At 65.2% G+C, this 25,034-nt stretch carries 27 protein-coding genes and 1 tRNA gene; 20 read left to right on the forward strand and 8 right to left on the reverse strand.

What is annotated here, in order from left to right:
- Positions 1 to 64: 64 nt before the first annotated feature.
- The 4 genes from NF616_RS08845 to NF616_RS08860 all read right to left on the reverse strand — a co-directional run bounded on the left by NF616_RS08845 (position 65) and on the right by NF616_RS08860 (position 5,201).
- Complete coding sequence (locus NF616_RS08845) at positions 65 to 1,159, reverse strand: DUF1513 domain-containing protein (protein WP_252272857.1); 1,095 nt, start codon at positions 1,157 to 1,159, stop codon at positions 65 to 67.
- Entirely contained in the window at positions 1,160 to 2,221 is a 1,062-nt protein-coding gene (locus NF616_RS08850) for an imelysin family protein (RefSeq protein WP_252272858.1), read from the reverse strand.
- 11 nt (positions 2,222 to 2,232) lie between these two features.
- Positions 2,233 to 3,645 (reverse strand): di-heme oxidoreductase family protein, encoded by a 1,413-nt coding sequence (locus NF616_RS08855; protein ID WP_252272859.1) that lies wholly within the window; start codon positions 3,643 to 3,645, stop codon positions 2,233 to 2,235.
- 212 nt (positions 3,646 to 3,857) lie between these two features.
- Positions 3,858 to 5,201 (reverse strand): imelysin family protein, encoded by a 1,344-nt coding sequence (locus NF616_RS08860; protein WP_252272860.1) that lies wholly within the window; start codon positions 5,199 to 5,201, stop codon positions 3,858 to 3,860.
- A 152-nt stretch (positions 5,202 to 5,353) separates the two neighbouring features.
- Between NF616_RS08860 and NF616_RS08865 the strand changes: the two genes are divergently transcribed.
- Together NF616_RS08865 and NF616_RS08870 are read left to right on the forward strand one after the other, a co-directional pair.
- Positions 5,354 to 5,926, forward strand: coding sequence for a LemA family protein (locus tag NF616_RS08865; protein ID WP_252272861.1), 573 nt, complete (start codon positions 5,354 to 5,356; stop codon positions 5,924 to 5,926).
- A 1-nt stretch (position 5,927) separates the two neighbouring features.
- On the forward strand, positions 5,928 to 6,839 hold the full coding sequence (locus NF616_RS08870) for a GIDE domain-containing protein (RefSeq protein WP_434091874.1): 912 nt from the start codon (positions 5,928 to 5,930) through the stop codon (positions 6,837 to 6,839).
- Here the strand turns inward: NF616_RS08870 and NF616_RS08875 are convergent, their stop codons facing one another.
- From NF616_RS08875 to NF616_RS08885, 3 genes are all read right to left on the reverse strand, one after another.
- Positions 6,840 to 7,343: an RDD family protein gene (locus tag NF616_RS08875; RefSeq protein ID WP_252272863.1), complete on the reverse strand. Its 504-nt coding sequence runs from the start codon at positions 7,341 to 7,343 to the stop codon at positions 6,840 to 6,842. It lies immediately after the preceding gene.
- Positions 7,344 to 7,447: 104 nt separating this feature from the next.
- Complete coding sequence (locus NF616_RS08880; protein ID WP_021700367.1) at positions 7,448 to 7,660, reverse strand: cold-shock protein; 213 nt, start codon at positions 7,658 to 7,660, stop codon at positions 7,448 to 7,450.
- A 255-nt stretch (positions 7,661 to 7,915) separates the two neighbouring features.
- Positions 7,916 to 8,000, reverse strand: a tRNA-Leu gene (locus NF616_RS08885).
- 192 nt (positions 8,001 to 8,192) lie between these two features.
- Between NF616_RS08885 and NF616_RS08890 the strand changes: the two genes are divergently transcribed.
- The 7 genes from NF616_RS08890 (at position 8,193) to NF616_RS08920 (ending at position 16,246) form a co-directional block, all read left to right on the forward strand.
- Positions 8,193 to 9,953: a cation:proton antiporter gene (locus tag NF616_RS08890; protein WP_252272864.1), complete on the forward strand. Its 1,761-nt coding sequence runs from the start codon at positions 8,193 to 8,195 to the stop codon at positions 9,951 to 9,953.
- Between the two features lie 74 nt (positions 9,954 to 10,027).
- Positions 10,028 to 11,083, forward strand: a complete 1,056-nt coding sequence (queA, locus tag NF616_RS08895) for a tRNA preQ1(34) S-adenosylmethionine ribosyltransferase-isomerase QueA (RefSeq protein WP_252272865.1) — start codon at positions 10,028 to 10,030, stop codon at positions 11,081 to 11,083.
- Positions 11,084 to 11,088: 5 nt separating this feature from the next.
- The gene (gene tgt / locus NF616_RS08900; RefSeq protein ID WP_252272927.1) at positions 11,089 to 12,207 is read left to right on the forward strand and encodes a tRNA guanosine(34) transglycosylase Tgt; all 1,119 of its coding nucleotides are present in this window, start codon (positions 11,089 to 11,091) and stop codon (positions 12,205 to 12,207) included.
- Between the two features lie 115 nt (positions 12,208 to 12,322).
- The gene (gene yajC / locus NF616_RS08905; RefSeq protein ID WP_252272866.1) at positions 12,323 to 12,664 is read left to right on the forward strand and encodes a preprotein translocase subunit YajC; all 342 of its coding nucleotides are present in this window, start codon (positions 12,323 to 12,325) and stop codon (positions 12,662 to 12,664) included.
- A gap of 60 nt (positions 12,665 to 12,724) precedes the next feature.
- Positions 12,725 to 14,596: a protein translocase subunit SecD gene (gene secD / locus NF616_RS08910; RefSeq protein ID WP_252272867.1), complete on the forward strand. Its 1,872-nt coding sequence runs from the start codon at positions 12,725 to 12,727 to the stop codon at positions 14,594 to 14,596.
- A gap of 9 nt (positions 14,597 to 14,605) precedes the next feature.
- Positions 14,606 to 15,520, forward strand: coding sequence for a protein translocase subunit SecF (gene secF / locus NF616_RS08915; RefSeq protein WP_252272868.1), 915 nt, complete (start codon positions 14,606 to 14,608; stop codon positions 15,518 to 15,520).
- Between the two features lie 177 nt (positions 15,521 to 15,697).
- On the forward strand, positions 15,698 to 16,246 hold the full coding sequence (locus tag NF616_RS08920) for a glycine zipper 2TM domain-containing protein (RefSeq protein WP_252272869.1): 549 nt from the start codon (positions 15,698 to 15,700) through the stop codon (positions 16,244 to 16,246).
- Positions 16,247 to 16,302: 56 nt separating this feature from the next.
- Here the strand turns inward: NF616_RS08920 and suhB are convergent, their stop codons facing one another.
- Complete coding sequence (gene suhB / locus NF616_RS08925) at positions 16,303 to 17,118, reverse strand: type III secretion system regulator SuhB (RefSeq protein WP_252272870.1); 816 nt, start codon at positions 17,116 to 17,118, stop codon at positions 16,303 to 16,305.
- 161 nt (positions 17,119 to 17,279) lie between these two features.
- Here suhB and trmJ point away from each other — a divergent pair, with 161 nt between their 5' ends.
- The 11 genes from trmJ to ndk all read left to right on the forward strand — a co-directional run bounded on the left by trmJ (position 17,280) and on the right by ndk (position 25,028).
- Entirely contained in the window at positions 17,280 to 18,059 is a 780-nt protein-coding gene (trmJ, locus tag NF616_RS08930; RefSeq protein WP_252272872.1) for a tRNA (cytosine(32)/uridine(32)-2'-O)-methyltransferase TrmJ, read from the forward strand.
- A complete protein-coding gene (gene cysE / locus NF616_RS08935; protein WP_252272873.1) occupies positions 18,052 to 18,831 on the forward strand; it encodes a serine O-acetyltransferase in 780 nt (259 codons plus the stop codon). The genes trmJ and cysE overlap by 8 nt, the downstream gene beginning before the upstream one ends.
- Positions 18,832 to 18,963: 132 nt before the next feature.
- Positions 18,964 to 19,455 (forward strand): Fe-S cluster assembly transcriptional regulator IscR, encoded by a 492-nt coding sequence (iscR, locus tag NF616_RS08940; protein ID WP_252272874.1) that lies wholly within the window; start codon positions 18,964 to 18,966, stop codon positions 19,453 to 19,455.
- A gap of 32 nt (positions 19,456 to 19,487) precedes the next feature.
- Entirely contained in the window at positions 19,488 to 20,702 is a 1,215-nt protein-coding gene (locus NF616_RS08945; protein ID WP_252272875.1) for an IscS subfamily cysteine desulfurase, read from the forward strand.
- Positions 20,703 to 20,750: 48 nt separating this feature from the next.
- The gene (gene iscU / locus NF616_RS08950; RefSeq protein WP_252272876.1) at positions 20,751 to 21,137 is read left to right on the forward strand and encodes a Fe-S cluster assembly scaffold IscU; all 387 of its coding nucleotides are present in this window, start codon (positions 20,751 to 20,753) and stop codon (positions 21,135 to 21,137) included.
- Between the two features lie 16 nt (positions 21,138 to 21,153).
- Complete coding sequence (iscA, locus tag NF616_RS08955) at positions 21,154 to 21,477, forward strand: iron-sulfur cluster assembly protein IscA (protein WP_252272877.1); 324 nt, start codon at positions 21,154 to 21,156, stop codon at positions 21,475 to 21,477.
- A 7-nt stretch (positions 21,478 to 21,484) separates the two neighbouring features.
- Positions 21,485 to 22,006: a co-chaperone HscB gene (hscB, locus tag NF616_RS08960; protein ID WP_252272878.1), complete on the forward strand. Its 522-nt coding sequence runs from the start codon at positions 21,485 to 21,487 to the stop codon at positions 22,004 to 22,006.
- A 40-nt stretch (positions 22,007 to 22,046) separates the two neighbouring features.
- The gene (gene hscA, locus NF616_RS08965; protein ID WP_252272879.1) at positions 22,047 to 23,915 is read left to right on the forward strand and encodes a Fe-S protein assembly chaperone HscA; all 1,869 of its coding nucleotides are present in this window, start codon (positions 22,047 to 22,049) and stop codon (positions 23,913 to 23,915) included.
- The gene (gene fdx / locus NF616_RS08970; protein WP_192302617.1) at positions 23,915 to 24,256 is read left to right on the forward strand and encodes an ISC system 2Fe-2S type ferredoxin; all 342 of its coding nucleotides are present in this window, start codon (positions 23,915 to 23,917) and stop codon (positions 24,254 to 24,256) included. Before hscA ends, fdx begins: the two co-directional genes overlap by 1 nt.
- A gap of 14 nt (positions 24,257 to 24,270) precedes the next feature.
- Positions 24,271 to 24,471 carry a Fe-S cluster assembly protein IscX gene (iscX, locus tag NF616_RS08975; RefSeq protein ID WP_252272880.1) on the forward strand — a complete coding sequence of 67 codons (201 nt, stop codon included), beginning with the start codon at positions 24,271 to 24,273 and terminating at the stop codon, positions 24,469 to 24,471.
- Positions 24,472 to 24,596: 125 nt separating this feature from the next.
- On the forward strand, positions 24,597 to 25,028 hold the full coding sequence (gene ndk, locus NF616_RS08980) for a nucleoside-diphosphate kinase (RefSeq protein ID WP_252272882.1): 432 nt from the start codon (positions 24,597 to 24,599) through the stop codon (positions 25,026 to 25,028).
- The last annotated feature ends 6 nt before the right edge of the window (positions 25,029 to 25,034 follow it).

The raw sequence follows: 25,034 nt of genomic DNA on the forward strand, positions 1-25,034 counted from the left end.
CTGCCATTCGGCAGCCGAGGGAATGGCCGCGGCCTGCGCGGCGCAGGCCGGGGCGTGCCGCTGGTCAGGCCAGGCGCAGGTGGTTGTCCCACAGCCCGGCTGGCAGCTCCAGCGGGCGCACGGCGATCTTCTCGCCGCGGCAGTCGTACAGGCGGCAGCGGCCCTGGCCGGAGGTGACCACGAAGCCGTCGGCTACCGCGCCGACGCCGGCGCAGTCCGGCAACGGTGCGTCCAGCAGCAGCGCGGCGCTGTCCAGGTCCCAGATGAAGAAGCGATTGCCGCGCGGCGCCGTCAGGCCGAGCAGGCGCAGCTCGTCGTGGATCGCCAGGCTGGCGGTGTACTGGTGCATCGCCATGCGCTGCGCCTCGCCCAGGGGGAAGGGCTGGAACGGCTGGCCGGGGCGCTTGATCGCCAGCAGCGGCACGGCGTCCTGCGGGTCGCCCTCGTACTGCTGGCCCGAGACGACGGTGCCGTCGGCCGCCACGGCGAGGTGGCGCACGCTGTTCATCTGCTGCGGCAGCTGCTCCTTGCTGATCAGCGTGCCGTCGCGGCGCATCAGCACCAGGCTGGGTTCCATGGCGTCGAGATTCATCATCACCCGGCTGTCGGCCTCGGTGCGGATGCCGCCGTTGGCCACCACCAGCTCCTCGCCACCCGGCATCCACAGCAACTGGTGCGGGCCGATGCCGTGGGTGCTGTTTTCGGCCACGCGCTGCAGGCGCTCGCCCTGCAGGCGATAGACGCCGAGCACGCCGCGGCCGGCGTCACGGGTGTCGTTCTCCGTGCTGTAGAACCACTCGCCGTCCTGATGGAACACGCCGTGGCCGTAGAAGTGCCGGTCGGCCGGCGAGGCCAGGGTCTGCAGCAGGCGACCGTCACGGGTATCGACCAGATAGCTCTCGCGGCTCGGCCGGCGGCCGACGAACACGGCCAGCGGCAGGGTGGGATGCGGCACCACGTCGTGGCAGCGCTCGGCGACGCGGGTGGCGAACGCCTTGCTGCCGTCCAGGCGGTAGCCGACGGCGTAGTGGTGGCCATCGGCATCATCGCGGGCCGACAGCAGCAGCGGTTGCGGGCCGTGGTCGATCAGCTTCCAGCCGCCGAAGGCTCCTGCGGCAAGGGCCAAGCCGCTCAGACCGAGAAAGGCTCTGCGCTTCATTCAGTCACCATCGTGTGCGTTGAAGCCCAGCTGAATGCCGAGCACCTTGGCCAGCTCGCCGCCTTGCAGGCGATGCACCAGGTTGAGGTTGTCGTAGAAGGCGGTCAATTCGGCGCGGCCGGTCTCGTCGGCGAGCAGTTCACCGAGCGGTCGTTGCAGGGTTGCCAGTTGTTGGCGGGTGACTGCGTACTGCTGATCGATGCGCCCGGCCAGCTCCTTTTGCCCGTCGTTTAGCAGCGAGCGGACGCCATCTTCGTTGGCGCCGAGCCACAGGCGTTCGGCGCTGGCCAGGCTGGCGGCGAGGCTGGCCAGGCTGGCGTTGCTGCGCCAGAACTCGGCCTGGTAGGGCTGCGGCTGGCCCTTGCTCTGGCGGCCCAGGGCGGCTCCGAGCTTCTTCTTCAGCCCGTCGATGGCGTTGACCTGGGCACGCAGCAGCTCGGCCACCGCTTCGGGGGCTTCGGCGTAGCGGGTGTTGGGGAATTCCTTGAGCTGCGCGGTCATGCCGTCTTCGGCCTGCCACTGGCCGAGCACCTCGGCGGACAGGCGCTGCTGGTGTTCGCCGATGGCCGTCAGCAGCGGGCAGTAGCGGCTCTTCTGGGTCGCGTCGGAGAGGTCGATGCCGGCGTCGAACAGGATGTACTCGTAGGCGGTCAGGCCCTGCACCACTACGCTGGCCTTCTCCACATCGGCCTGGCTCAGCTGCGGCTTCTTCTTCAGCAGGTTTTCGACCTGACGCTGTACCAGGTTCTTCTTGTCCGGCCAGAACTGCACCTGCCAGGCGCGATTGCCTTCGGCCAGGGGGCCGACCTGCAGCGGCTGCAGCGCGGCCCAGCTGGCGACGTCGGTGAGGAACGCCTGCTGCGCGGCGCCCAGGTCCTGGCTGCCGGCGCAGAAGGCCTTGGAGCTTTCGGCCAACTGCTGGCTGGACTCGTGCCAGGCCTTGTACGCCGGCAGCAGCACGCCATCGGCCAGGGCGGCGCTGGTGCGCTGCTGCGGGTCCTGCGGGGTACATGCGGCGAGGCCCATGGCGAGCAGGACGAGGGCGAGGGGCGAGCGGATCATACCGGGCTCCTTTACAGGGAGTTGAGGAAAGCCAGCAGCGCACCGCGCTCGCTGGCATCGAGATCGACGACGGCCTGTTTGGCGCTTTCCGCCTCGCCGCCGTGCCAGAGGATGGCTTCCAGCAGGTTGCGGGCGCGGCCGTCGTGAAGGAACTGGGTGTGGCCGGTCACCGCCTCGGTGAGGCCGATGCCCCACAGTGGCGGAGTGCGCCATTGGCTGCCGCTGGCCCTGAATTCGGGGCGGCCATCGGCCAGGCCTTCGCCCATGTCGTGCAGCAGCATATCGGTATAGGGGCGAATGGTCTGGTTGGCCAGTTCGGGCTCGGCGGCATCGGCGGCGGTGACGAACATTGGCGTGTGGCACTGGTTGCAGCCGGCGTCCATGAACAGCTGCTTGCCGCGGCGTACTTCCAGCGCGTCGACGTCGCGCCGTTGCGGCACCGCCAGGTTGCGGGTGTAGAACAGCACGGTGGCGAGAATGTTGTCGCTGACTTCCGGCTCGCCGCCGTGGGGCGCGGCGAGGCAGTCGCGCTGCGTGGCGGTGCAGTCGTCACGGGGCAGCAGGCTGGTGGTCAGGCCCAGATCGCCGGAGAAGGCATGTGCGTTCTGCTGGTTGAGGCTGGGCTGGCCGGCCTTCCAGCCGAAGCGGCCTACAATCGTCTCGCCACGGGCGTCGTCCCAGACCCGGTTGGCAACACCGCGGATGCCATCGCCATCACGGTCGTCCGGGTCTTCGCCGGCGAGAATCGCCGCCTCGGGAATCGCCTCCAGCAGGCCCAGGCCGATCATCGGCGGGGCGATACGGGCGGAGAACAGGGTGTCCGGCTGCATCTTGCCGTAGCCCAGCTTGCTGATCACCAGGCGCGGCTTGCGCAGCTCGATCACGCTGCCGTCGGCCAGGGTGACCTCATGCTGTTCATATTCGACCCGCACCTTGCCTTCGGGGGCGAAGCCGGGGTTGCTCATGTCCTGCAGCTGACCGCCGTACACCGGCTCCGGCACCACGCCCAGGCGCTGGCGCAGCTCGGCATGGGCCGGCGAATCGTCGCCCGGCACCGACAGACGCACCAGCATAGAAGCGGCGCTGAGGGCGTCGGGCGCCGGTGGGTGGCCGCGACCGTCCTTGACGTGGCAGTTCTGGCAGGCGTTGGTGTTGAACAGCGGACCCAGACCGTCGCGCGCCGTGGTAGTGGTCGGCGCGATGACCCAGGGGTTACGGAAGAAACTGTTGCCGACCGCGAAGTCCAGGCGCCGCGAGGGGGCCAAGTTGGCGGAGGGCAGAGAGAAGGCGTTCTGGTCGCTCTGGCGCACGCTGGTGGCGCCGCCCGAGAGTGCCTCGCCCGGTTCAGCCGGGGCCGGCTCGCGTTCGCAAGCCGTCAGTGCGAGCGCGAGCGGGAGAAGACAGAGGCGAAGGGGGGAGGGCATCGGGGGGACCTGAACTGCTAATCAGGCGGGCAATCTTAGCAGGCTAATGGATCTCAAATAAGAGGAATTAGCGTTTGTGTCCGGGCCAGATTGTCGCGGGTATGAACTTCGGCGTCGCCTGGAGGCCGCCGAGGCGCAGCAGCCGGAACGGCAGGCCATAAAAAAACGGATGCGCCTTGTGGGCGCATCCGTTCGGGACAGCTCTGTGGATATCAGAACTGGTGATCGGCGGTGTCCGGGTTCAGATCGCTGACGCCCAGAACGGCCGAGGCCTTCTCGATGGCGGCGGTCTGCTTGACCAGGGCGGCAATGGCGTCACGCACCTTCTGCTGGCCTTCGGCGTTGTCGGCGGCGATCAGCTGGTCGAAGTGCACGTTGTCCTTCTCGGCGCTGTCGACCAGCACCTGCAGCTTGGCTTCGGTGGCTTCCAGGTCGGCCTTCAGGGTGCTGTCGGCCTGGGCGTCGGCCTTGGCGACCAGCGAGGACAGGCTCGGGCCGGTCAGGGTGGTGCCGTCGACCTTCTTGTACTCGCCCAGGTAGATGTTGCGGATGCCCTTGCCGTTATAGAAGTGCGAGTTGTGGGTGTTGTCGCTGAAGCAGTCGTGCTCGTCTTCGGTGGAATTGGCTTCCAGGGCGACCTTCATGCGCTCGCCGGCCAGTTCGCCAAGGGAAAGGCTACCCATGCCGAACAGCATCTTGCGCAGGCCGCTCTCGGCCGGCTCGGCCTCCAGCTTGGCGCGGTAGTTGTCGGCGACGCCGGCTTTCCACTGGCCGACCATTTCGTCCAGGTCCGCGACCAGCAGGTCGGCGGCGGCCTTGATGTAAGCGCGACGGCGCTCGTTGTTGCCACCGGTGGCGCCTTCGCCGACCACGAAGTCGGTGGCCGGGCGGGCACCGGCGCCCGGGTTGGTGCCGTTCAGATCCTGGCCCCAGAGCAGGAATTCGATGGCGTGGTAGCCGGTGGCGACGTTGGCTTCGGAACCGCCCAGTTCGTTCAGCTCGGCCAGTTTCTCGCTGGTGATCTCGGTGACGTCGACCTTGTCTTCACCGACCTGGATGGTGGTGTTGGCGACGATGTTGGCGCTGGCGCCCGGGTTGCCCAGGGCATGCTGGTAGTCCTTGGCGACGTAGTCGATCAGACCCTCGTCCAGCGGCCAGGCGTTCAGCTGGCCTTCCCAGTCGTCGACCACGGCGTTGCCGAAGCGGAACGCTTCGGTCTGCATGTAGGGAACGCGAGCGGCCAGCCAGGCCTGCTTGGCGGCTTTCAGGGTGTCTTCGTTGGGGCTGGCCAGCAGGGCGTCGATGGCGCTCTGCAGCTGCTTGCCGGTGCTGGCGGCATCGCTGAACACGGCGAAGGCGAGGTCGGCGTAGTGGCTGACCACGGCTTTGGCGGCGGCTTCGTCGACCTTGGCGGCGGATGCCGGAGTGGCTTCGCTGGTGACGGCGGCAGGTGCGGTGGCCTGCGGCGCGGCGGCTTCTTTCTTGTCGTCGCCGCAGCCGGCGAGGGAAATGGCGAGGGCCAACAGGCTGGCGGTAGCCAGGGGCATACGAGTCATGGCGGAGTCCTTTGCTTCTTAGTGTTGGGCGTGAAAACCGGTCAATGATGCGAAAGATTTTCATTAAATGCAAAGCCGTTTTCCGTTCGTCGGCTTGTGGACGTGCGGCATGCTGTCGCTAGAATGCCAGCAATTCACAAGGAGCGTTGTCCATGAGCCTCACCGTCGTCGCCGTCATCGTCGTGCTGTTTCTTCTCGCCGCCTGGGCGGTGGTGCTCTACAACGGACTGGTGCGCCTCAAGCACGGCGTGACCAAGGCCTGGTCGAACATCGACGTGCTGCTCAAGCAGCGCCACGACGAGCTGCCCAAGCTGGTGGAGACCTGCAAGCAGTACATGCAGCACGAGCGCACCACCCTGGAACGGGTGATCGCCGCCCGCAGCGCCGTGGCCAGTGCCCGCGAGCAGCAGGACGTGGGTGCCCTGGGCAAGGCCGAGAGCAGCCTGCGTGCCGGTCTCGGTCAGCTTTTCGCCCTGGCCGAGAACTATCCGGACCTGAAGGCCAACGACAGCTTCCAGCACCTGCAGCAGCGCATCTCCGGGCTGGAGAACGCCATCGCCGACCGCCGCGAGCTGTACAACGAGGCGGTCAACCTGAACAACGTGCGCATCGAGCAGTTCCCCGACGTGATCCTGGCGCGGATGTTCGCCTTCAAGGAGGCCGAGCTGCTGCAGTTCAGCGAGCAAGAGAAGGCCGACGTCGACCTCAAGTCGCTGTTCAGCTGAGATGGATGTCGGCGGTCTGGCCATGAGCATGGCCTTCAGCGTCGGCGCCTGCGTCGGTGGCGGCTGGTGGTGCATCCAGCGCCTGTCCGAGGCGCGCTTCCTGCTCAACACGCCGACCTCGAAGATCCGCTCGGCGGCTCAGGGCTACGTCGAGCTGTACGGCGTGGTCGATGCGTTGCCCGAAGGCGCGCAGCTGGCCGGGCCGCTGACCGGCCAGCCGTGCCTGTGGTGGCGTTTCAAGATCGAAGAGTACGACGATGACGGCAAGCACAAGCGCTGGCGTATGGTGGAGAGCGGCACCAGCGCCGAGCCGATCCGCCTGAAGGACGCCACTGGCGAGTGTCTGGTCGATCCGCGCGGCGCCGAAGTCCGTCCCGCCACGCGCGATGTCTGGCATGGCAGCGAGCGTCATCCGCTCGGCGCCAGCGCCGACACGGGGCTGCTGTCCGCACTCTTCTCCAGCGGCGAGTACCGCTACACCGAGGAGCGCCTGCATGTCGGACAGCCGCTGTACGCCATCGGTGACTTCCATACCCTCGGTGGGGCCGAGGCGTTCGACCTGACCCTGGCACAGGGCGCGGTGGTGCGCGAGTGGAAGGGCGACTTCGCCGGGCTGCTGCAGCGCTTCGACAGTAATGGCGACGGCGAACTGGGGCCGCAGGAGTGGGAGAGGATGCGCGAATCGGCGCGAGCCGAGGCGCAGCGACGCCAGCTGCAGCGCGGCGATGCGCCAGTGCACAACCAGCTGCGTCGTCCCCGCGAGAGTTATCCCTTCATCCTCGCCTGCGCCGGCGAGGATGAACTGGCGAAAAGCTTTTACTGGCAGGCGCTGGCCGGTGGCGTGCTCTGCCTCTTGGGCGCCCTGGCCACCACCTGGCTGCTGCTCAACGTGGTGCTTCCCGAGCTGGGCTGATCACTTGCCCTGCTTGTGAATGCCCTTGGGCAGCTGCACCACCCGGCTTTCGGAATAGATGTCGTGCCAGCTGCGCTTCTCCTTGTCCCAGAGACTCCAGAAGAAGCCGAGCCCGAGGAACAGCCATGAGCCAATGGCCACGACGAAGCGCAGCAGCGCCTGCCACAGGCTGATCGCCGAGCCATCGGCGTTCTGGATGCGCAGGCCCCAGGCCTGCATGCCGAGGGTCTGGCCATTGTGGGTCCAGAACTTGGCGAAGAAGGCGAACAGGCCGAGCAGCACGAGGCTTGCCAGCAGCGGATCGTTGTCCAAGGCGCCGGCCTGGGACAGTTCGAGCAGCCGCTCGCTGCCGTGGATCAGGCGCAGCAGACCCTGCTGGTAGATCAGACCGATGACCATGACCAGGGCGACGCAGAGCAGGAAGTCGTAGAAGATCGCGGCGAAGCGGCGGATCAGTCCGGCGGTGGGGAAATCGCCCTGGGGGCGCAGCATGTGCTTGGGCATGGAGGGCTCGCGGCGTGAAAGTGCGCGCGATTGTACGGGGTGAAAGCAGCGGGCACAAAAAAGCCCCTGATGTCGCCATCAGGGGCTTTTCGTAGCAGCAGCGATTAGCCCAGAACCTGGACCTTGTCAGCTTGCATGCCTTTCTGGCCTTGCACGGCTTCGAAAGTGACCTTCTGGCCTTCTTTCAGGCTGCGGAAGCCACTACCTTCGATAGCGCGGAAGTGCACGAACAGATCCGGACCGCTCTCGGGGGTGATGAAGCCGAAGCCCTTCTCGTCGTTGAACCATTTGACGGTGCCGGTTTGACGATTCGACATTGTCTTATTTCCTTGAAACTAGAGTTGATGACAGCCTCCCGGTTTTGGACACGAGAGGGCTGGAACTGGTTGCAGAGAGTAAGAGAAGTCGAGCGGGATGTAGCGGATCTAAGATCTACTGCACCAGGTCACGATTCAAGGCGACCCATGCAAACACAGTTGGCCAACTCTACGCTAACTCAAATGAGTTTGCCAACCCCCTTGGAAGGGCTGATTCCAGAGGCTTTGCGAGGGATTTTAGAGGGAAGTAAATCGTGGTGCCCCGGGAGAGACTCGAACTCTCACTTCTTTCGAAAACGGATTTTGAATCCGCCGCGTCTACCGATTCCGCCACCGAGGCACGATGGGCGCGCAGTATAGGGAAGGCGGTCCTGGCCGGTCAATTGCGCAAGAGGTTTGCCACGGGCACTTACAAATTCTTCTCCGCGATCCGATTAGCCAGCTAAATCAAAATGTTAGGCTGCGGTCTCGAATTCGCGGCGCTCCTTTTGGCAGCGCCCGGGAGGTTTGCCTAGCAGAGGAGAGCGCCGCGATGCACGCCATCAGCTTTATCCAGGACCTTGCCGTGATCATGCTGGTCGCCGGCGTGGTGACGGTGCTGTTCCACCGCATGCGTCAGCCGGTCGTACTCGGCTACATCCTTGCAGGCTTCATCATCGGCCCGCACACGCCTCCCTTCGAGCTGATCCACGACGAGGAGACGATCAAGACCCTGGCCGAGCTGGGTGTGATTTTCCTGATGTTCTTCCTCGGTCTCGAGTTCAGCCTGCGCAAGCTCTTCAGCGTGGGGGCTACGGCGTTCATCGCGGCGGCGCTGGAGATCGCGCTAATGCTGTGGATCGGCTACGAGATCGGCAGCTTCTTCGGCTGGAGCAAGATGGACTCGCTGTTCCTAGGCGGCATCCTGGCGATCTCCTCGACCACCATCATCATCAAGGCGCTGGGCGATCTAAAGCTGAAGAACGAGCGCTTCGCGCAGCTTATCTTCGGTGTGCTGATCGTCGAGGATATCCTCGGTATCGGCATCATCGCCCTGCTGTCGGGCATCGCCGTCAGCGGCTCGGTGGAGACCGGTGAGGTGTTCGCCACCGTCGGCAAGCTGTCGCTGTTCATGGTGGTGGCGCTGGTCATCGGCATTCTCCTGGTGCCGCGCATCCTGGCTTACGTGGCGCAGTTCGAGAGCAACGAGATGCTGCTGGTCACGGTGCTCGGCCTGTGCTTCGGCTTCTGCCTGCTGGTGGTCAAGCTGGAGTACAGCATGGTGCTGGGCGCCTTCCTGATCGGCGCGATCATGGCTGAGTCGCGCCAGTTGCCGCAGATCGAGCGGCTCATCGAGCCGGTGCGTGACATGTTCAGCGCGATCTTCTTCGTTGCCATCGGCCTGCTGATCGACCCGGCCGTGCTGGTCGAGTACGCGGTGCCGATCCTGGTGATCACCGTCGCGGTCATCGTCGGCAAGGTGCTGTCCTGCAGTCTCGGCGCCTTCATCGCCGGCAACGACGGGCGCACCTCGCTGCGAGTCGGCATGGGCCTGTCGCAGATCGGCGAGTTCTCTTTCATCATCGCCGCGCTGGGCATGACTCTGCAGGTAACCAGCGACTTCCTCTACCCGGTGGCGGTGGCAGTTTCGGCCATCACCACCCTGACCACGCCCTACCTGATTCGCGCCGCCGATCCCTTCTCCAATCGGCTGGCCGGCCTGATGCCCGAGCGCATCGCGCGGGTCTTCGGCCTCTACGGCGAGTGGTTGCGTAGCATTCAGCCCCAGGGGCAGAACGTGGTGCTGCTGGGCATGATCCGGCGCATTCTGCTGCAGGTAGGCGTGAACATCGCGCTGGTAGTGGCGATCTTCCTAAGCGCCAGTTACTTCGCGGCGACGCTGGCGGGTTATCTGGAGCCCTGGGTCGAGGCGCAGAACGCGCAGAAGGCGTTGGTCTGGGGTGGTGCGCTGTTGCTGTCGCTGCCTTTCCTGGTCGCCGCCTATCGCAAGCTCAAGGCGCTGGCCATGCTGCTGGCTGAGCTCGGTGTGCGGCCGGAGAGTGCCGGCCGCCACACGGTGCGGGTGCGCAAGGTCATCTCCGAGCTGATCCCGCTGCTGTCGCTGGTAGTGATCATGCTTATGCTCGCACCGTTGTCCGCCAGCATCCTGCCGACCGGCGAGGCGCTGCTGATCATCGGACTGGTGGCGGTGGCGGCCATCGCCCTGTTCTGGCGCTGGCTGATCCGTCTGCATTCGCGCATGCAGATCGCGTTGTTGGAGACCCTGGAGCAGGACAAGCATGAATCGCACTGAGCCGGTGATCGGCCCGCGCGTGGCCCGCGCGTGCGCTTTCCGGTAAGCTCTGCGCCCCCTGCGAGACTGACCCCATGCGTGTTGCCGACTTCCATTTCGACCTGCCCGATGAACTGATCGCCCGCCATCCGCTGGCCGAGCGCAGCGCCAGTCGTCTGCTGGTGCTGGACGGTGCGAGCGGTGCGTTGGCCCATCGGCAGTTCGCCGACCTGCTCGACTATCTGCGCCCTGGCGACCTGATGGTGTTCAACGACACCCGGGTGATCCCGGCGCGCCTGTTTGGCCAGAAGGCCTCTGGTGGCAAGCTGGAGATTCTGGTCGAGCGCGTGCTGGACGAGCATCGGGTATTGGCGCACGTACGCTCCAGTAAATCGCCCAAGCCCGGCTCTCGCATCCATATAGAAGGTGGTGGCGATGCCGAGATGGTCGCCCGCCACGACGCATTGTTCGAGCTGCGCTTCGCCGAGGCCGTGCTGCCATTGCTGGACCGGGTCGGCCACATGCCGCTGCCGCCGTATATCGACCGCGCCGACGAGGCCGCCGACCGCGAGCGCTACCAGACCGTCTATTCCGACAAGGGCAAGGCCGGCGCCGTCGCCGCGCCCACCGCCGGACTGCATTTCGACGAGGCCCTGCTTCAGGCGATTCGCGAGAAGGGCGTGGACAGCGCCTTCGTTACCCTGCATGTCGGCGCAGGCACCTTCCAGCCGGTGCGCGTGGAGCGCATCGAGGATCACCACATGCACCGCGAGTGGCTGCAGGTCGGCCAGGATGTGGTCGACGCCGTGGCCGCCTGCCGTGCGCGCGGCGGTCGGGTGGTCGCCGTCGGCACCACCAGCGTGCGCTCGCTGGAGAGTGCGGCGCGCGATGGCGAGCTGCAGGTCTTCAGCGGCGACACCGACATCTTCATCTACCCGGGCAAGCACTTCCATGTGGTCGATGCCCTGGTCACCAACTTCCACCTGCCGGAGTCGACCCTGCTGATGCTGGTGTCGGCCTTCGCCGGCTATCCCGAGGCCATGGCTGCCTATGCCGAGGCGGTGCGCGAGCGCTACCGCTTCTTTAGCTATGGCGATGCCATGTTCATCACCCGCAATCCCGCCCCGCGCGGCCCCGAGGAGACCCCATGAGCCATATGTCCTTCGAGCTGCTGGCCAGTGACGGGCGTGCCCGTCGCGGTCGCCTGACCTTCCCGCGTGGCGTCGTGGAGACGCCGGCCTTCATGCCGGTGGGCACCTACGGCACGGTCAAGGGCATGCTGCCGCGCGACATCGAGACCATCGGTGCGCAGATCATCCTCGGCAATACCTTCCACCTGTGGCTGCGTCCGGGGACCGAGGTGATCAAGCGCCACGGCGACCTGCACGACTTCATGCAGTGGCAGGGGCCGATCCTCACCGATTCGGGCGGTTTCCAGGTGTTCAGCCTGGGTGCCATGCGGAAGATCAAGGAGGAGGGCGTGTACTTCGCCTCGCCGGTCGACGGCGCCAAGGTGTTCATGGGGCCCGAGGAGTCGATGCAGGTGCAGCGCGACCTGGGCTCGGACATCGTGATGATCTTCGACGAGTGCACCCCGTATCCGGCCGACTTCGACACCGCCAAACGCTCCATGGAGCTGTCGCTGCGCTGGGCCAAGCGCTCGAAGAATGCCCACGAGGGCAATCCGTCGGCGCTGTTCGGTATCGTTCAGGGTGGCATGCACGAGGAGCTGCGCCTGCGCTCGCTGGAGGGACTGATGGAGATCGGCTTCGACGGCCTGGCCATCGGCGGCCTGTCGGTGGGTGAGCCGAAGGAGGAGATGATCCGCGTACTGGACTTCCTGCCGCCGCACCTGCCGGCCGACAAGCCGCGTTACCTGATGGGTGTGGGCAAGCCGGAAGACCTGGTCGAGGGCGTGCGCCGCGGTGTGGACATGTTCGACTGCGTGATGCCGACTCGCAATGCGCGCAATGGGCACCTGTTCATCGACAGCGGCGTGATCAAGATCCGCAACGCCGTGCACAAGCACGATGACTCGCCGCTGGACCCGAGCTGCGACTGCTACACCTGCAAGCACTTCTCCCGCGCCTACCTGCATCACTTGGACAAGTGCGGCGAAATGCTCGGAAGCATGCTGAATACGATCCACAATTTGCGCCATTACCAGCGCCTGATGGCTGGTTTGCGCGAGGCAATTCAACAGGGTACATTGGCCGCCTTCGTCGATGCCTTCTATGCCCGGCGCGGCCTGCCGACACCGCCGCTGGAGCCCTGAGGGCGGGCGCGCGGCTTGAAATTCGCGGTGCGCCTCCCCATGTATGCGCGATGCTGCCGAGAACCGGCTTCGCTCCACACGACACAGTCAAAAAAGACCGAAATAGGAGTTTTCCATGAGCTTTCTGATTCCCGCCGCCTATGCCGACGCCGCCGCTCCGGCCGCCGCTGCCGGCCCCGCCGGCTCCGGCTTCGAGTGGGTGTTCCTGATCGGCTTCCTGGTGATCTTCTATCTGATGATCTGGCGTCCCCAGGCCAAGCGCGCCAAGGAGCACAAGAATCTTCTCGGCGGCCTGCAGAAGGGCGACGAGGTGGTCACCAGCGGTGGCATCGTCGGCAAGGTCAACAAGGTCACTGATGACTTCGTGGTGGTCGAGATCGCCGACAACGTCGAGCTGAAGTTCCAGAAGCAGGCCATCGCGGCGACTCTGCCCAAGGGCACTCTGAAGTCGATCTAACGATTCTTCGTTCATCTCAACGGGGCGCCTAAGGCGCCCCGTGTCATAACGGGCGGCGTCATGCTCAACAAATATCCCCTGTGGAAATACCTGCTGATCCTGGCTGTGCTGGCGGTCGGATTCATTTACTCCGCACCCAACCTGTATCCGGACGATCCGGCCATCCAGATCAGCGGCTCCAGTTCCGCCCTGCAGGTCGGCCAGGCCGACCTCGACCGCGTCAACCGGGCGCTGGAGGATGGCGGCATTCAGGTCAAGGCCGCCAAGCTGGGCGAGAAGCCGGGCGAAGGCAGCCTGCTGCGCCTGGTCAAGCAGGAGGATCAGCTGCCGGCCAAGGAGCTGGTACGCAAGCTGCTCGGCGACGAATACGTCGTGGCCCTGAACCTGGCGCCGACCACCCCCGAGTGGCTGCGCAATCTGGGCGCCGGCCCGATGAAGCTGGGTCTGGACCTGTCCGGTGGCGTGCACTTCCTGCTGGAAGTGGACATGGACAAGGCCATGGATGCCCGCCTCAAGGTCTACGAGAGCGAAATCAAGAGCCTGCTGCGCAAGGAGCGCGTGCGCTATCGCAGCCTGCCGCAGCAGGACGGCGCGATCCAGCTGGGCTTCGCCGACACCGAGACCCTGGAGAAGGCCCAGGATCTGGTGCGCAAGAACTTCACCGACTTCGCCATGACCTCGGCGGAGCGCGCCGAGCAGCAGGTGCTGCGTCTGGCCCTGACCGAGGCCAAGCGTGCGGAGATCCGCGAGTACTCGATCAAGCAGAACCTCACCACCGTGCGCAACCGGGTCAACGAGCTGGGCGTCGCCGAGCCGCTGGTCCAGCGCCAGGGCGCCAACCGCATCGTGGTCGAGCTGCCGGGCGTGCAGGACACCGCCGAAGCCAAGCGCATCCTCGGCAAGACCGCCAACCTGGAGTTCCGCCTGCAAGCCGAGCCGGACGCGGCGCGCGCCTCCACCGAATCCTTCGAGTTCCGCGAGGAGGGCCGCCCCGCCGTCGCGCTGGAGCGCAGCCTGATCATCACCGGTGACCAGGTCACCGATGCCCAGGCCAGTTACGACGAGAACGGCCGTCCGCAGGTGAACATCCGCCTGGACGGCCACGGCGGCGAGCTGATGAACCGCGCGACCCGCAACAACGTCGGTCGCAGCATGGCGGTGATCTTCATCGAGCAGAAGCCGCTGACCCGCTACGTCAAGCAGATGGTCGACGGCGTCGAGAAAGAAATCGCGGTACCGTCCTTCAAGGAAGAGAAGAAGATCATCAGCCTGGCCACCATTCAGTCGGCGCTGGGCAGCCAGTTCCGCATCACCGGCCTGGATGGCCAGGGTGAGTCCTCCGAGCTGGCCCTGCTGCTGCGCGCCGGTGGCCTGGCCGCGCCGATGTACTTCGCCGAAGAGCGCACCATTGGTCCCAGCCTGGGTGCCGACAACATTGCCAAGGGTATCGATGCCTCCATCTGGGGCATGATCTTCGTGTCGATCTTCATCATCGCCATCTACCGCTTCTTCGGTGTGCTGGCGACCGTGGCCCTGGGCTTCAACATGGTCCTGCTGCTGGCGCTGATGTCGGCGCTGAGTGCGACCCTGACCCTGCCGGGCATCGCCGGTATCGTGCTGACCATGGGCATGGCGGTGGACGCCAACGTGCTGATCTTCTCGCGTATCCGCGAGGAGATCGCCAACGGCATGTCCATCCAGCGCGCCATCCACGAGGGCTTCGATCGTGCCTACTCGGCGATCCTCGACGCCAACCTGACCACGCTTCTAGTCGGCGGCATCCTGTTCGCGATGGGCAGCGGGCCGGTCAAGGGCTTCGCCGTGACCATGTCGCTGGGCATCCTCACCTCGATGTTCACCGCCATCATGGTGACCCGTGCGATGGTCAACCTGATCTTCGGCGGGCGCGACCTCAAGAAGCTGTGGATTTAAGGAGCAGCCATGAAACTCGGTACTATCAATTTCATGGGTGTGCGCAATTTCGCGTTCGCCCTGACCATGCTCCTGACCGTCATCGCCCTTGGAAGCTGGTTCTTCAAGGGGCTCAACTTCGGTCTCGATTTCACCGGCGGCAGCCAGATCGAATTGAGCTACGACCAGGCGGCCGATCTCGGCGAGGTGCGCGAGCAGCTGGCCCAGGCCGGCTATCCCGATGCCGTGGTGCAGAACTTCGGCGCCACCACCGACGTGGTGGTGCGCCTGCAGGGTGACGATCCGCAGCTGGGCAACAAGGTGGCCGCAGCGCTGCAGGCCGCGAATGCCGACAATCCTCCGACCGTGAAGAAGGTCGAGTTCGTCGGCCCGGCAGTGGGCGAAGAGCTGCGTGACCAGGGTGGTCTGGGCATGCTGCTGGCTCTGGGTGGCATCCTGATCTACGTGGCCTTCCGCTTCCAGTGGAAGTTCGCCCTCGGTGCCATCCTCTCGCTGGTGCACGACGTGGTGGTCACCATGGGCATCCTGTCGTTTTTCCAGATTACCTTCGACCTGACGGTGCTGGCGGCGGTGCTGGCGATCATCGGCTACTCGCTGAACGACACCATCGTGGTGTTCGACCGGGTGCGCGAGAACTTCCGCGTGCTGCGCAAGGCGACGCTGATCGAGAACATCAACATCTCGACCACTCAGACCCTGCTGCGCACCATGGCGACTTCCATCTCCACATTGCTGGCGATCATCGCGTTGCTGGTGTTTGCCGGCGACAACCTGTGGGGTTTCTCCATCGCCCTGTTCGTCGGTGTGCTGGCCGGTACCTACTCGTCGATCTATATCGCCAACGTGGTGCTGATCTGGCTGAACCTGACCACCGAGGACCTGATTCCGCCGGCGGTCACAGAGGAAGTGGACGAGCGTCCCTGACCTCTTGTGTCTACCGCAGAAGCCCGGCCCTGAGCCGGGCTTTTGCTTTTCGGGGATGTGAGTCTCGTCGCAGTTGCCGCTGCGCTGTCCAGCGGGGCGGGAACTTGGCCGGCGCCGACTCATCCAAGGCAGGGAAGAGGGCGCGAACGCCCGGCCACGAAGTCTCTGGAGGACCCCATGAACAAGTCGATGATCGTAGGTGCAGTGCTGGGTGCGGTCGGCGTTACCGCCGGCGGCGCCGTCGCCACCTATAGCCTGGTGGGCGGCCCCCAGTACGCCGAAGTACTGGCCGTGAAGCCGGTGAACGAAACCGTTAAGACGCCGCGTGAGGTCTGCAAGGACGTGACCGTCACCCGTCAGCGCCCGGTCAAGGATCAGCACCAGATCGCCGGTACCGCCATCGGTGCAGTCGTCGGCGGTCTACTGGGTAACCAGGTCGGCGGTGGCAATGGCAAGAAGATCGCCACCGTGGCGGGCGCCGTCGGCGGCGGCTACGCCGGCAATAAGGTGCAGGAGGGCATGCAGTCGCGTGACACCTACACTACCACTGAAACCCGCTGCAACACCGTGACCGACACCAGCGAGAAGCTGGTGGGCTATGACGTCAAGTATCAGCTGGACGGCCGCGTCGGCCAGGTGCGCATGGATCGCGATCCGGGATCGCGGATTCCGGTCAATGACCAGGGCCAGCTGGTGCTGGCCGATCAGGGTCAGGTCGCGCAGTAAGAGCGTCGAAATGAAAAAGCCGCCCGAGGGCGGCTTTTTTATGGGCGCTCGAACTGTCAGCGCTTCATCGACGGCGCCAGGTGCGGCTGGATGGCGGTCAGCACGGCCTTGAAGCACTTGGTGTTGCCGGCCACGACCTGGCCCTTCTCGAGAAACTCGTGGCCGCCGCTGAAGTCGCTGACCAGGCCACCCGCTTCCTGGATCAGCAGGGCGCCGGCCGCCATGTCCCACTCGGACAGGCCGAATTCCCAGAACGCGTCGTAGCGACCGGCGGCGACGTAGGCCAGATCCAGGCTGGCGGCACCGGCGCGGCGGATGCCGGCGGTCTGGCCGACCAGGCTGCGGAACATGCCCAGGTAATTGTCCAGGTTGTCGACCTGCTCGGCGCGGAACGGGAAGCCGGTACCCAGCAGGGCTCCGTCCAGGCTCTTGCGGTTGCTGACGCGGATGCGGCGGCCGTTGACGGCGGCGCCACGGCCGCGGCTGGCGGTGAACTCCTCCTGGCGCACCGGGTCCAGCACCACGGCGTGCTCCAGGCGGCCACGGTACTTGCAGGCGATGCTCACGGCGAAGTGCGGCACGCCGCGCAGGAAGTTGGTGGTGCCATCCAGCGGGTCGATGATCCACTGGTAGTCGGCGCCTTCGCCGCTGCCGGCGATGCTGCCGCTTTCCTCGCCGAGGAAGCCATGGGTCGGATAGGCCTTCTGCAGTGCCTGGATGATGGTCTGCTCGGCGGCGCGGTCGACTTCGCTGACGTAGTCGTTGGCATCCTTCTCGTTGACGGCGATGACGTCCAGGCGTTCGACGGAGCGGATGATCAGTTCGCCGGCGCTGCGCGCAGCGCGCAGCGCGATATTCAGCATGGGCTGCATGGAAGGTACCTGGGTCGTTAAAGAGGAAAGCCGGCCATTCTAGCAGAGTAGGTCGCGCTGTGCAGCCGTCACTCGGCGATACGGGCGAACGCCACGCATGGAATTGGAGTGAGGCCTTCTGTAACATTCATGGCCTTTTCGCATTCTGAGCGGAGCTGGCGTTGCTACAGAACATTCGCGTGGTCCTGGTTAATACCAGTCATCCGGGCAATATCGGCGGTGCGGCGCGCGCCATGAAGAATATGGGCCTGACGCGTCTCGTGCTGGTCGATCCGGAAGACTTTCCGAGCAGCGAGGCGGTTGCGCGCGCCTCGGGCGCTACCGACATCCTCGACGACGCATTGGTCGTCGACACCCTGGAGGAAGCGCTGGTCGGCTGCAGCGTGGCGCTCGGTACCAGTGCGCGCGACCGGCGCATCCCATGGCCTTTGCTCGATCCGCGCGAGTGCGCGACTACTTCACTGCAGCATGTGGCGCAGGGTGGCGAGGTGGCGCTGGTGTTCGGTCGTGAGTACGCCGGCCTGACCAACGACGAGCTGCAACGCTGCCAGTTCCACGTGCATATCCCGTCCAACCCGGATTTCAGTTCGCTGAACCTGGCGGCGGCCGTGCAAGTGCTGGCGTACGAAGTGCGCATGGCCTGGCTGGCGGCCGAAGGGCAGCCGACCAAGATGAGCAAGCTGGAGACCACGGCCATGCTCAACACCCAACCGGTGACCACGGATGAGCTCGAGCTGTTCTACGGTCATCTGGAGAACACGCTGGTCGATATCGGCTTCCTCGATCCGGCCAATCCCCGTCATCTCATGTCCCGCCTGCGTCGCCTGTATGGGCGCGCCAGCGTGAGCAAGCTGGAAATGAACATCCTCCGCGGCATCCTCACGGAAACCCAGAAAGCGGTGCGCGGCGAATCCCCCAAGCGGAGAAAGGACGATGTTTGAGCGTATGCGCGAAGATATTCAGGGCGTGTTCCATCGCGATCCGGCGGCGCGCAACGCCTTCGAGGTGGTCACCTGCTATCCCGGCCTGCATGCGGTGTGGCTGCATCGGCTGGCGCACGCCTTGTGGGGGCGCGGCTGGAAGTGGCTGGCGCGCCTGGTATCCAACTTCGGGCGCTGGATGACCGGAATCGAGATCCATCCGGGCGCGAAGATCGGCCGGCGCTTTTTCATCGACCATGGCATGGGCATCGTCATCGGCGAAACGGCCGAGATCGGCGACGACGTTACCCTCTACCAGGGCGTGACTCTGGGTGGCACCAGCTGGAACAAAGGCAAGCGCCATCCGACGCTGGGTGACGGCGTCGTAGTCGGTGCCGGTGCCAAGGTGCTCGGCCCCTTCACCGTGGGCGCCGGCGCCAAGGTCGGCTCCAACGCGGTCGTGACCAAGGAGGTGCCGCCCGGCGCGACCGTGGTCGGCATTCCGGGGCGGATCATCGTCAAGAATGATGACGAGACGGAGGCCAAGCGCCAGGCCATGGCGGAGAAGCTGGGGTTCGACGCCTATGGCGTGGGCCCGGACATGCCCGATCCGGTCGCGCGCGCCATCGGTCAGCTGCTGGACCATCTCCAGGCCGTGGATGGCCGACTCGAGGGCATGTGCTCGGCGTTGAAGGAGTTGGGTAGTGACTACTGCGCCAAGGACCTGCCGCAGCTGCGCGAAGAAGACTTCGCCGGTGTGTGCAAGGGGCAGAACGACAAGCCGGCTGCCTGAAGACGGATAGTCTGCTATCATTCGCGCCCCGCGCTGCGCTTATATCCGACTGTTTTAATCGGTCTTATAGTTGACCTAAATAGTCGGAAAAGGAGATACTGGCGCCATTCCGAACAACCGTGGGCGAAAGCCATGCGTCTGACCACCAAAGGCCGCTATGCCGTCACTGCGATGCTCGATCTGGCGCTGCATGCCCAGAACGGCCCGGTATCGCTGGCGGACATTTCCGAGCGTCAGGGCATTTCCCTGTCGTATCTCGAGCAGCTGTTCGCCAAGCTGCGCCGCGGCAATCTGGTCAGCAGTGTGCGCGGGCCGGGCGGCGGTTATCAGCTGTCGCGCGACATGCGGGTGATCCAGGTGGCGCAGGTGATCGACGCGGTCAACGAATCGGTCGATGCCACGCGCTGCCAGGGCATGGGCGACTGCCATTCCGGTGACACCTGCCTGACCCATCACCTGTGGTGCGACCTCAGTCAGCAGATTCACGAATTCCTCAGCGGCATCAGCCTGGCTGATCTGGTGACCCGGCGCGAAGTGCAGGAAGTCGCCCAGCGCCAGGATCAGCGTCGCTGTAATGGCAGGACGCCGCAGCTGGACAAGATCGAAGCGTCCGCCATCGAGTGAGCAGGGCGCCTGCCTGTAATAGGAGATACCTGATGAGATTGCCGATTTACCTCGACTATTCCGCCACCACACCGGTTGACCCGCGCGTGGCGCAGAAGATGAGCGAGTGCCTGCTGGTGGATGGCAACTTTGGCAACCCGGCTTCGCGCTCCCACGTGTTCGGCTGGAAGGCCGAGGAAGCGGTGGAGAATGCCCGTCGTCAGGTGGCCGAGCTGGTCAATGCCGACCCGCGCGAGATCGTCTGGACCTCCGGCGCCACCGAGTCCGACAACCTGGCCATCAAGGGTGTCGCGCACTTCTACGGCACCAAGGGCAAGCACATCATCACTTCGAAGATCGAGCACAAGGCGGTGCTGGATACCACCCGCCAGCTGGAGCGCGAGGGCTTCGAAGTCACCTACATCGAGCCGGGCGAAGATGGCCTGGTCACCCCGGCCATGGTCGAGGCGGCACTGCGCGAGGACACCATTCTGGTGTCGATCATGCACGTCAACAACGAGATCGGCACCATCAACGACATCGCTGCCATCGGCGAGCTGACCCGCTCCCGCGGCGTGCTGTTCCATGTCGACGCGGCGCAGTCCACCGGCAAGGTGGCCATCGATCTGGAGAAGATGAAGGTCGACCTGATGTCCTTCTCCGCCCATAAGACCTACGGCCCGAAAGGCGTCGGCGCCCTCTACGTGCGCCGTAAGCCGCGCGTGCGGCTGGAAGCCCAGACCCATGGTGGTGGTCACGAGCGCGGCATGCGTTCCGGGACCCTGGCCACGCACCAGTGCGTCGGCATGGGCGAGGCGTTCCGCATCGCCAAGGAAGAGATGGCGCAGGAGAACCAGCGTGTGCTGGCGCTGCGTGATCGCTTCTACAAGCAGCTCGAGGGCATGGAAGAACTGTACGTCAACGGCAGCCTGACCCAGCGCGTGCCGCATAACCTGAACCTCAGCTTCAACTACGTCGAAGGCGAGTCGCTGATCATGGCGCTCAAGGATCTGGCGGTCTCTTCCGGCTCCGCCTGCACCTCCGCCTCGCTCGAGCCTTCCTACGTACTGCGCGCCCTGGGCCGCAACGACGAGCTGGCGCACAGCTCGATCCGCTTCACCTTCGGCCGCTTCACCACCGAAGAAGAGATCGACTACGCCGCCAGCAAGGTGGCCGATGCGGTGAACAAGCTGCGTGAGCTGTCGCCGCTGTGGGACATGTTCAAAGAAGGTGTCGACATCTCCAAGGTCGAATGGCAGGCACACTGATTTTCGAGTCGCCTGTAGAGCGGCACCTGATGAGAGAGGATTTGCAGCATGGCATACAGTGAAAAGGTCATTGACCACTACGAGAACCCGCGCAACGTCGGCAAGATGAATGCCGAAGATCCGGACGTCGGTACCGGCATGGTCGGTGCGCCGGCCTGCGGTGACGTGATGCGCCTGCAGATCAAGGTCAACGAGCAGGGCGTTATCGAAGACGCCAAGTTCAAGACCTACGGTTGTGGCTCGGCCATCGCCTCCAGCTCCCTCGCCACCGAGTGGATGAAGGGCAAGACCCTGGACGAAGCCGAGTCGATCAAGAACACCCAGCTGGCCGAAGAACTGGCGCTGCCGCCGGTGAAGATCCACTGCTCCGTGCTCGCCGAGGACGCCATCAAGGCCGCCGTGCGCGATTACAAGCAGAAGAAAGGTCTGCTCTGATTTTCGAGGAGTCGTTATGGCCATCACCATGACCGAAGCCGCCGCCCGCCATGTGCAGCGTTCCCTCGAGGGGCGCGGCAAGGGCGAGGGCATCCGCCTGGGCGTGCGCACCACCGGCTGTTCCGGCCTGGCCTACGTGCTGGAGTTCGTCGACGAAGTGGCCGGTGAGGACCAGGTGTTCGAGAGCCACGGCATGAAGGTCATCATCGACCCGAAGAGCCTGGTCTATCTCGACGGCACCGAACTGGACTTCGTCCGCGAAGGCCTCAACGAGGGCTTCAAGTTCAACAACCCCAACGTGCGTGGCGAATGCGGCTGCGGCGAAAGCTTCAACGTCTGAGGTTCTCTTGGGTAGCCCGTGCCACTTCGCGCTGTTCGAGCTGCAGCCGGCTTTTCGCCTCGATCTGAATCAGCTGTCGGCGCGCTATCGCGAGCTGGCCAAGGCCGTGCATCCGGATCGCTTCGCCGATGCCAGCGAGCGTGAGCAGCGCCTGGCGCTGGAACAATCCGCCGGTCTCAACGAGGCCTACCAGACGCTTAAGAGCGCGCCGCGTCGTGCGCTCTATCTGCTGGCGCTGCGTGGTCGGGAGCTGCCGCTCGAAGTGACGGTGCAGGACCCCGAGTTCCTGCTGCAACAGATGCGCTGGCGCGAGGAGCTGGAAGACCTGCAGGACAGCGCCGATCTGGCCGGCGTGGCGGTATTCAAGCAGCGTCTCAAGCGCGCCCAGGGCGAGCTGGAAGACGATTTCGCCGCCTGCTGGGACGATTCCGCCCGGCGTGACGAGGCCGAGCGCCTGGTGCGTCGCATGCAGTTCCTCGACAAGCTGGCCCACGAAGTGCGCGACCTCGAAGAGCGCCTCGACGACTAACCCGGCGCAGCACGCGCTGCGCGCCTGACGACAGAACGCCATGGCCCTATTGCAGATCGCCGAACCCGGACACAGCCCGCAGCCCCATCAGCGTCGCCTGGCGGTGGGCATCGACCTGGGCACCACGAATTCGCTGGTCGCTGCCGTGCGCAGCGGTCTCTCCACGCCGCTGGCCGATGCCGACGGCGCCGTGATCCTGCCGTCGGCGGTGCGTTATCACGCCGACCGCGTCGAGGTCGGGGCCAGCGCCAAGGGCGCTGCCGCGCAGGACCCGCTGAACACCGTGCTGTCGGTCAAGCGCCTGATGGGGCGCGGGCTGGCCGACGTCAAATCGCTGGGCGAGCAGCTGCCGTATCGCTTCGCCGAAGGCGAGTCGCACATGCCCTTTATCGAGACGGTGCAGGGTGCCAAGAGCCCGGTGGAAATCTCGGCCGAGATCCTCAAGGTGCTGCGCGAGCGTGCCGAGGCGAGCTTGGGCGGCGATCTGGTCGGCGCGGTGATCACCGTGCCGGCCTATTTCGACGATGCCCAGCGTCAGGCCACCAAGGACGCCGCGCGCCTGGCCGGTCTCAACGTGCTGCGCCTGCTCAACGAGCCGACTGCGGCCGCCGTGGCCTATGGCCTGGACCAGGGCGCCGAAGGCGTCGTGGCGATCTACGACCTGGGCGGCGGTACGTTTGACATCTCCATCCTGCGCCTCAGTCGCGGGGTGTTCGAGGTGCTGGCCACCGGAGGCGACAGCGCCTTGGGTGGCGACGATTTCGATCATGCCATCGCCGGCTGGATCATCGAGCAGGCGGGCCTGTCGCACGATCTCGATCCCGCCGCACAGCGCCGTTTGCTGCAGGCCGCCTGCGCGGCGAAGGAGGCGCTGACCGACGCCGACAGCGTCGTGCTTGCCCATGATGGCTGGTCCGGCGAGCTGAGCCGGGCCCGGTTCGACGCGCTGATCGAGTCGATGATCGCCCGCAGCCTCAAGGCATGCCGCCGCGCCGTGCGTGATGCCGGCATCGAGGTCGAGGAGGTCGAGGCGGTCGTGATGGTCGGCGGCTCGACGCGTGTGCCGCGGGTGCGCGAGGCCGTGGGCGAGCTGTTCGGTCGCGCGCCGTTGACCGACATCGATCCCGATCAGGTGGTGGCCATCGGCGCCGCCATCCAGGCCGACACCCTGGCCGGCAATCAGCGCGGCAACGGCGAGGAGTTGTTGCTGCTGGACGTGATTCCGCTGTCCCTGGGACTGGAGACCATGGGCGGGCTGATGGAGAAGGTCATCCCGCGCAACACCACCATTCCGGTGGCGCGTGCCCAGGAGTTCACTACCTACAAGGATGGACAGACCGCCATGGCCATCCACGTGCTGCAGGGCGAGCGCGAACTGGTCAAGGACTGCCGTTCGCTGGCGCGCTTCGAGCTGCGCGGCATTCCGCCGATGGTGGCCGGTGCGGCGAAGATTCGCGTGACCTTCCAGGTCGATGCCGACGGCCTGCTCAGCGTCGGGGCACGCGAGTTGGCCTCCGGCGTGGAGGCCAGCATCCAGGTCAAGCCCTCATATGGCCTGACCGATGGCGAGATCGCCCGCATGCTGCAGGATTCCTTCAGCAATGCCGGTGGCGACAAGGCCGCCCGCGCGCTGCGTGAGCAACAGGTCGAGGCCGAGCGTCTGCTCGAGGCGGTGCAGTCGGCTCTGGATGTCGACGGCGAGCGCCTGCTCAGCGAGGACGAGCGGCTGGCCATCCTCGCCAGCATGGACGAGCTGCGTGGGTTGTCGGCGAGTACCGACACGGCGGCCATCGAGCGACAGACCAAGCGGCTGTCGCAGATCACCGACGCCTTCGCCGCGCGGCGCATGAATTCGACGGTTAAAGCCGCCCTGGCCGGGCGCAATCTGAACGAAATCGAGGACAACTGATGCCACAGGTCATTTTTCTGCCGCACGAGAAGTTCTGCCCCGAGGGCATGGTCGTCGAGGCAGAGCCCGGTACGTCGATCCTCGAGCTGGCACATGAGCACCACATCGAGATGGAGAGTGCCTGCGGCGGCGTCTGCGCCTGCACCACCTGCCACTGCATCGTGCGCGAGGGTTTCGATTCGCTGGAAGAGGCCGACGAGCTGGAAGAGGACTTTCTCGACCGCGCCTGGGGGCTGGAAGCGCAGTCGCGCCTGGCCTGTCAGGCAATCGTCGGGACGGAGGACCTGACCGTCGAGATCCCGAAATACTCGCTCAACCACGCCGCCGAAGCGCCGCACTGAGTCAAGGAACCGACATGAGCCTGAAATGGACCGATGTGCTGGATATCGCCATTGAACTGGCCGACAGCAAGCCGGACGTCGACCCGCGCTACGTCAACTTCGTCGAGCTGCACCGCTGGGTAGTCGCCCTCCCGGAATTCGCCGACGACCCGCAGCGCGGCGGCGAGAAGGTGCTGGAAGCCATCCAGGCCGCCTGGATCGAAGAGCGCGACTGAAAATCCCGCGAGGTCGCGGCAGCAGGCGCCGACGCGCACCGCTACGGGGCGTCGCCCTACGCATTTCTCCCTAACCCGCGTATAATTCGCGGGTTTAATTTTTCGCTTTAACTCTGGAGCTTCAAATGGCCGTTCAACGTACTTTCTCCATCATCAAGCCGGATGCCGTCGCCAAGAACGTCGTCGGTGAAATCACCACCCGTTTCGAGAAGGCCGGCCTGCGCGTCGTCGCTTCCAAGATGGTCCAGCTGTCCGAGCGCGAGGCCGCCGGCTTCTATGCCGAGCACAAGGAGCGCGGCTTCTTCAAGGATCTGGTTGCCTTCATGACTTCCGGTCCGGTCATCGTCCAGGTTCTGGAAGGCGAGAACGCCGTTGCCAAGAACCGTGAGCTGATGGGCGCCACCAACCCGAAGGAAGCCGCTGCCGGCACCATCCGCGCCGATTTCGCCGTGTCCATCGACGAGAACGCCGTTCACGGTTCCGACTCCGAGGCCTCCGCGGCTCGCGAGATCGCTTACTTCTTCTCCGCTACCGAGCTGTGCGACCGCATCCGCTGATCGCAT

Origin of the sequence: Pseudomonas subflava, from assembly GCF_023823685.1 — a bacterium.
In the GTDB taxonomy this organism is placed as follows: domain Bacteria; phylum Pseudomonadota; class Gammaproteobacteria; order Pseudomonadales; family Pseudomonadaceae; genus Aquipseudomonas; species Aquipseudomonas subflava.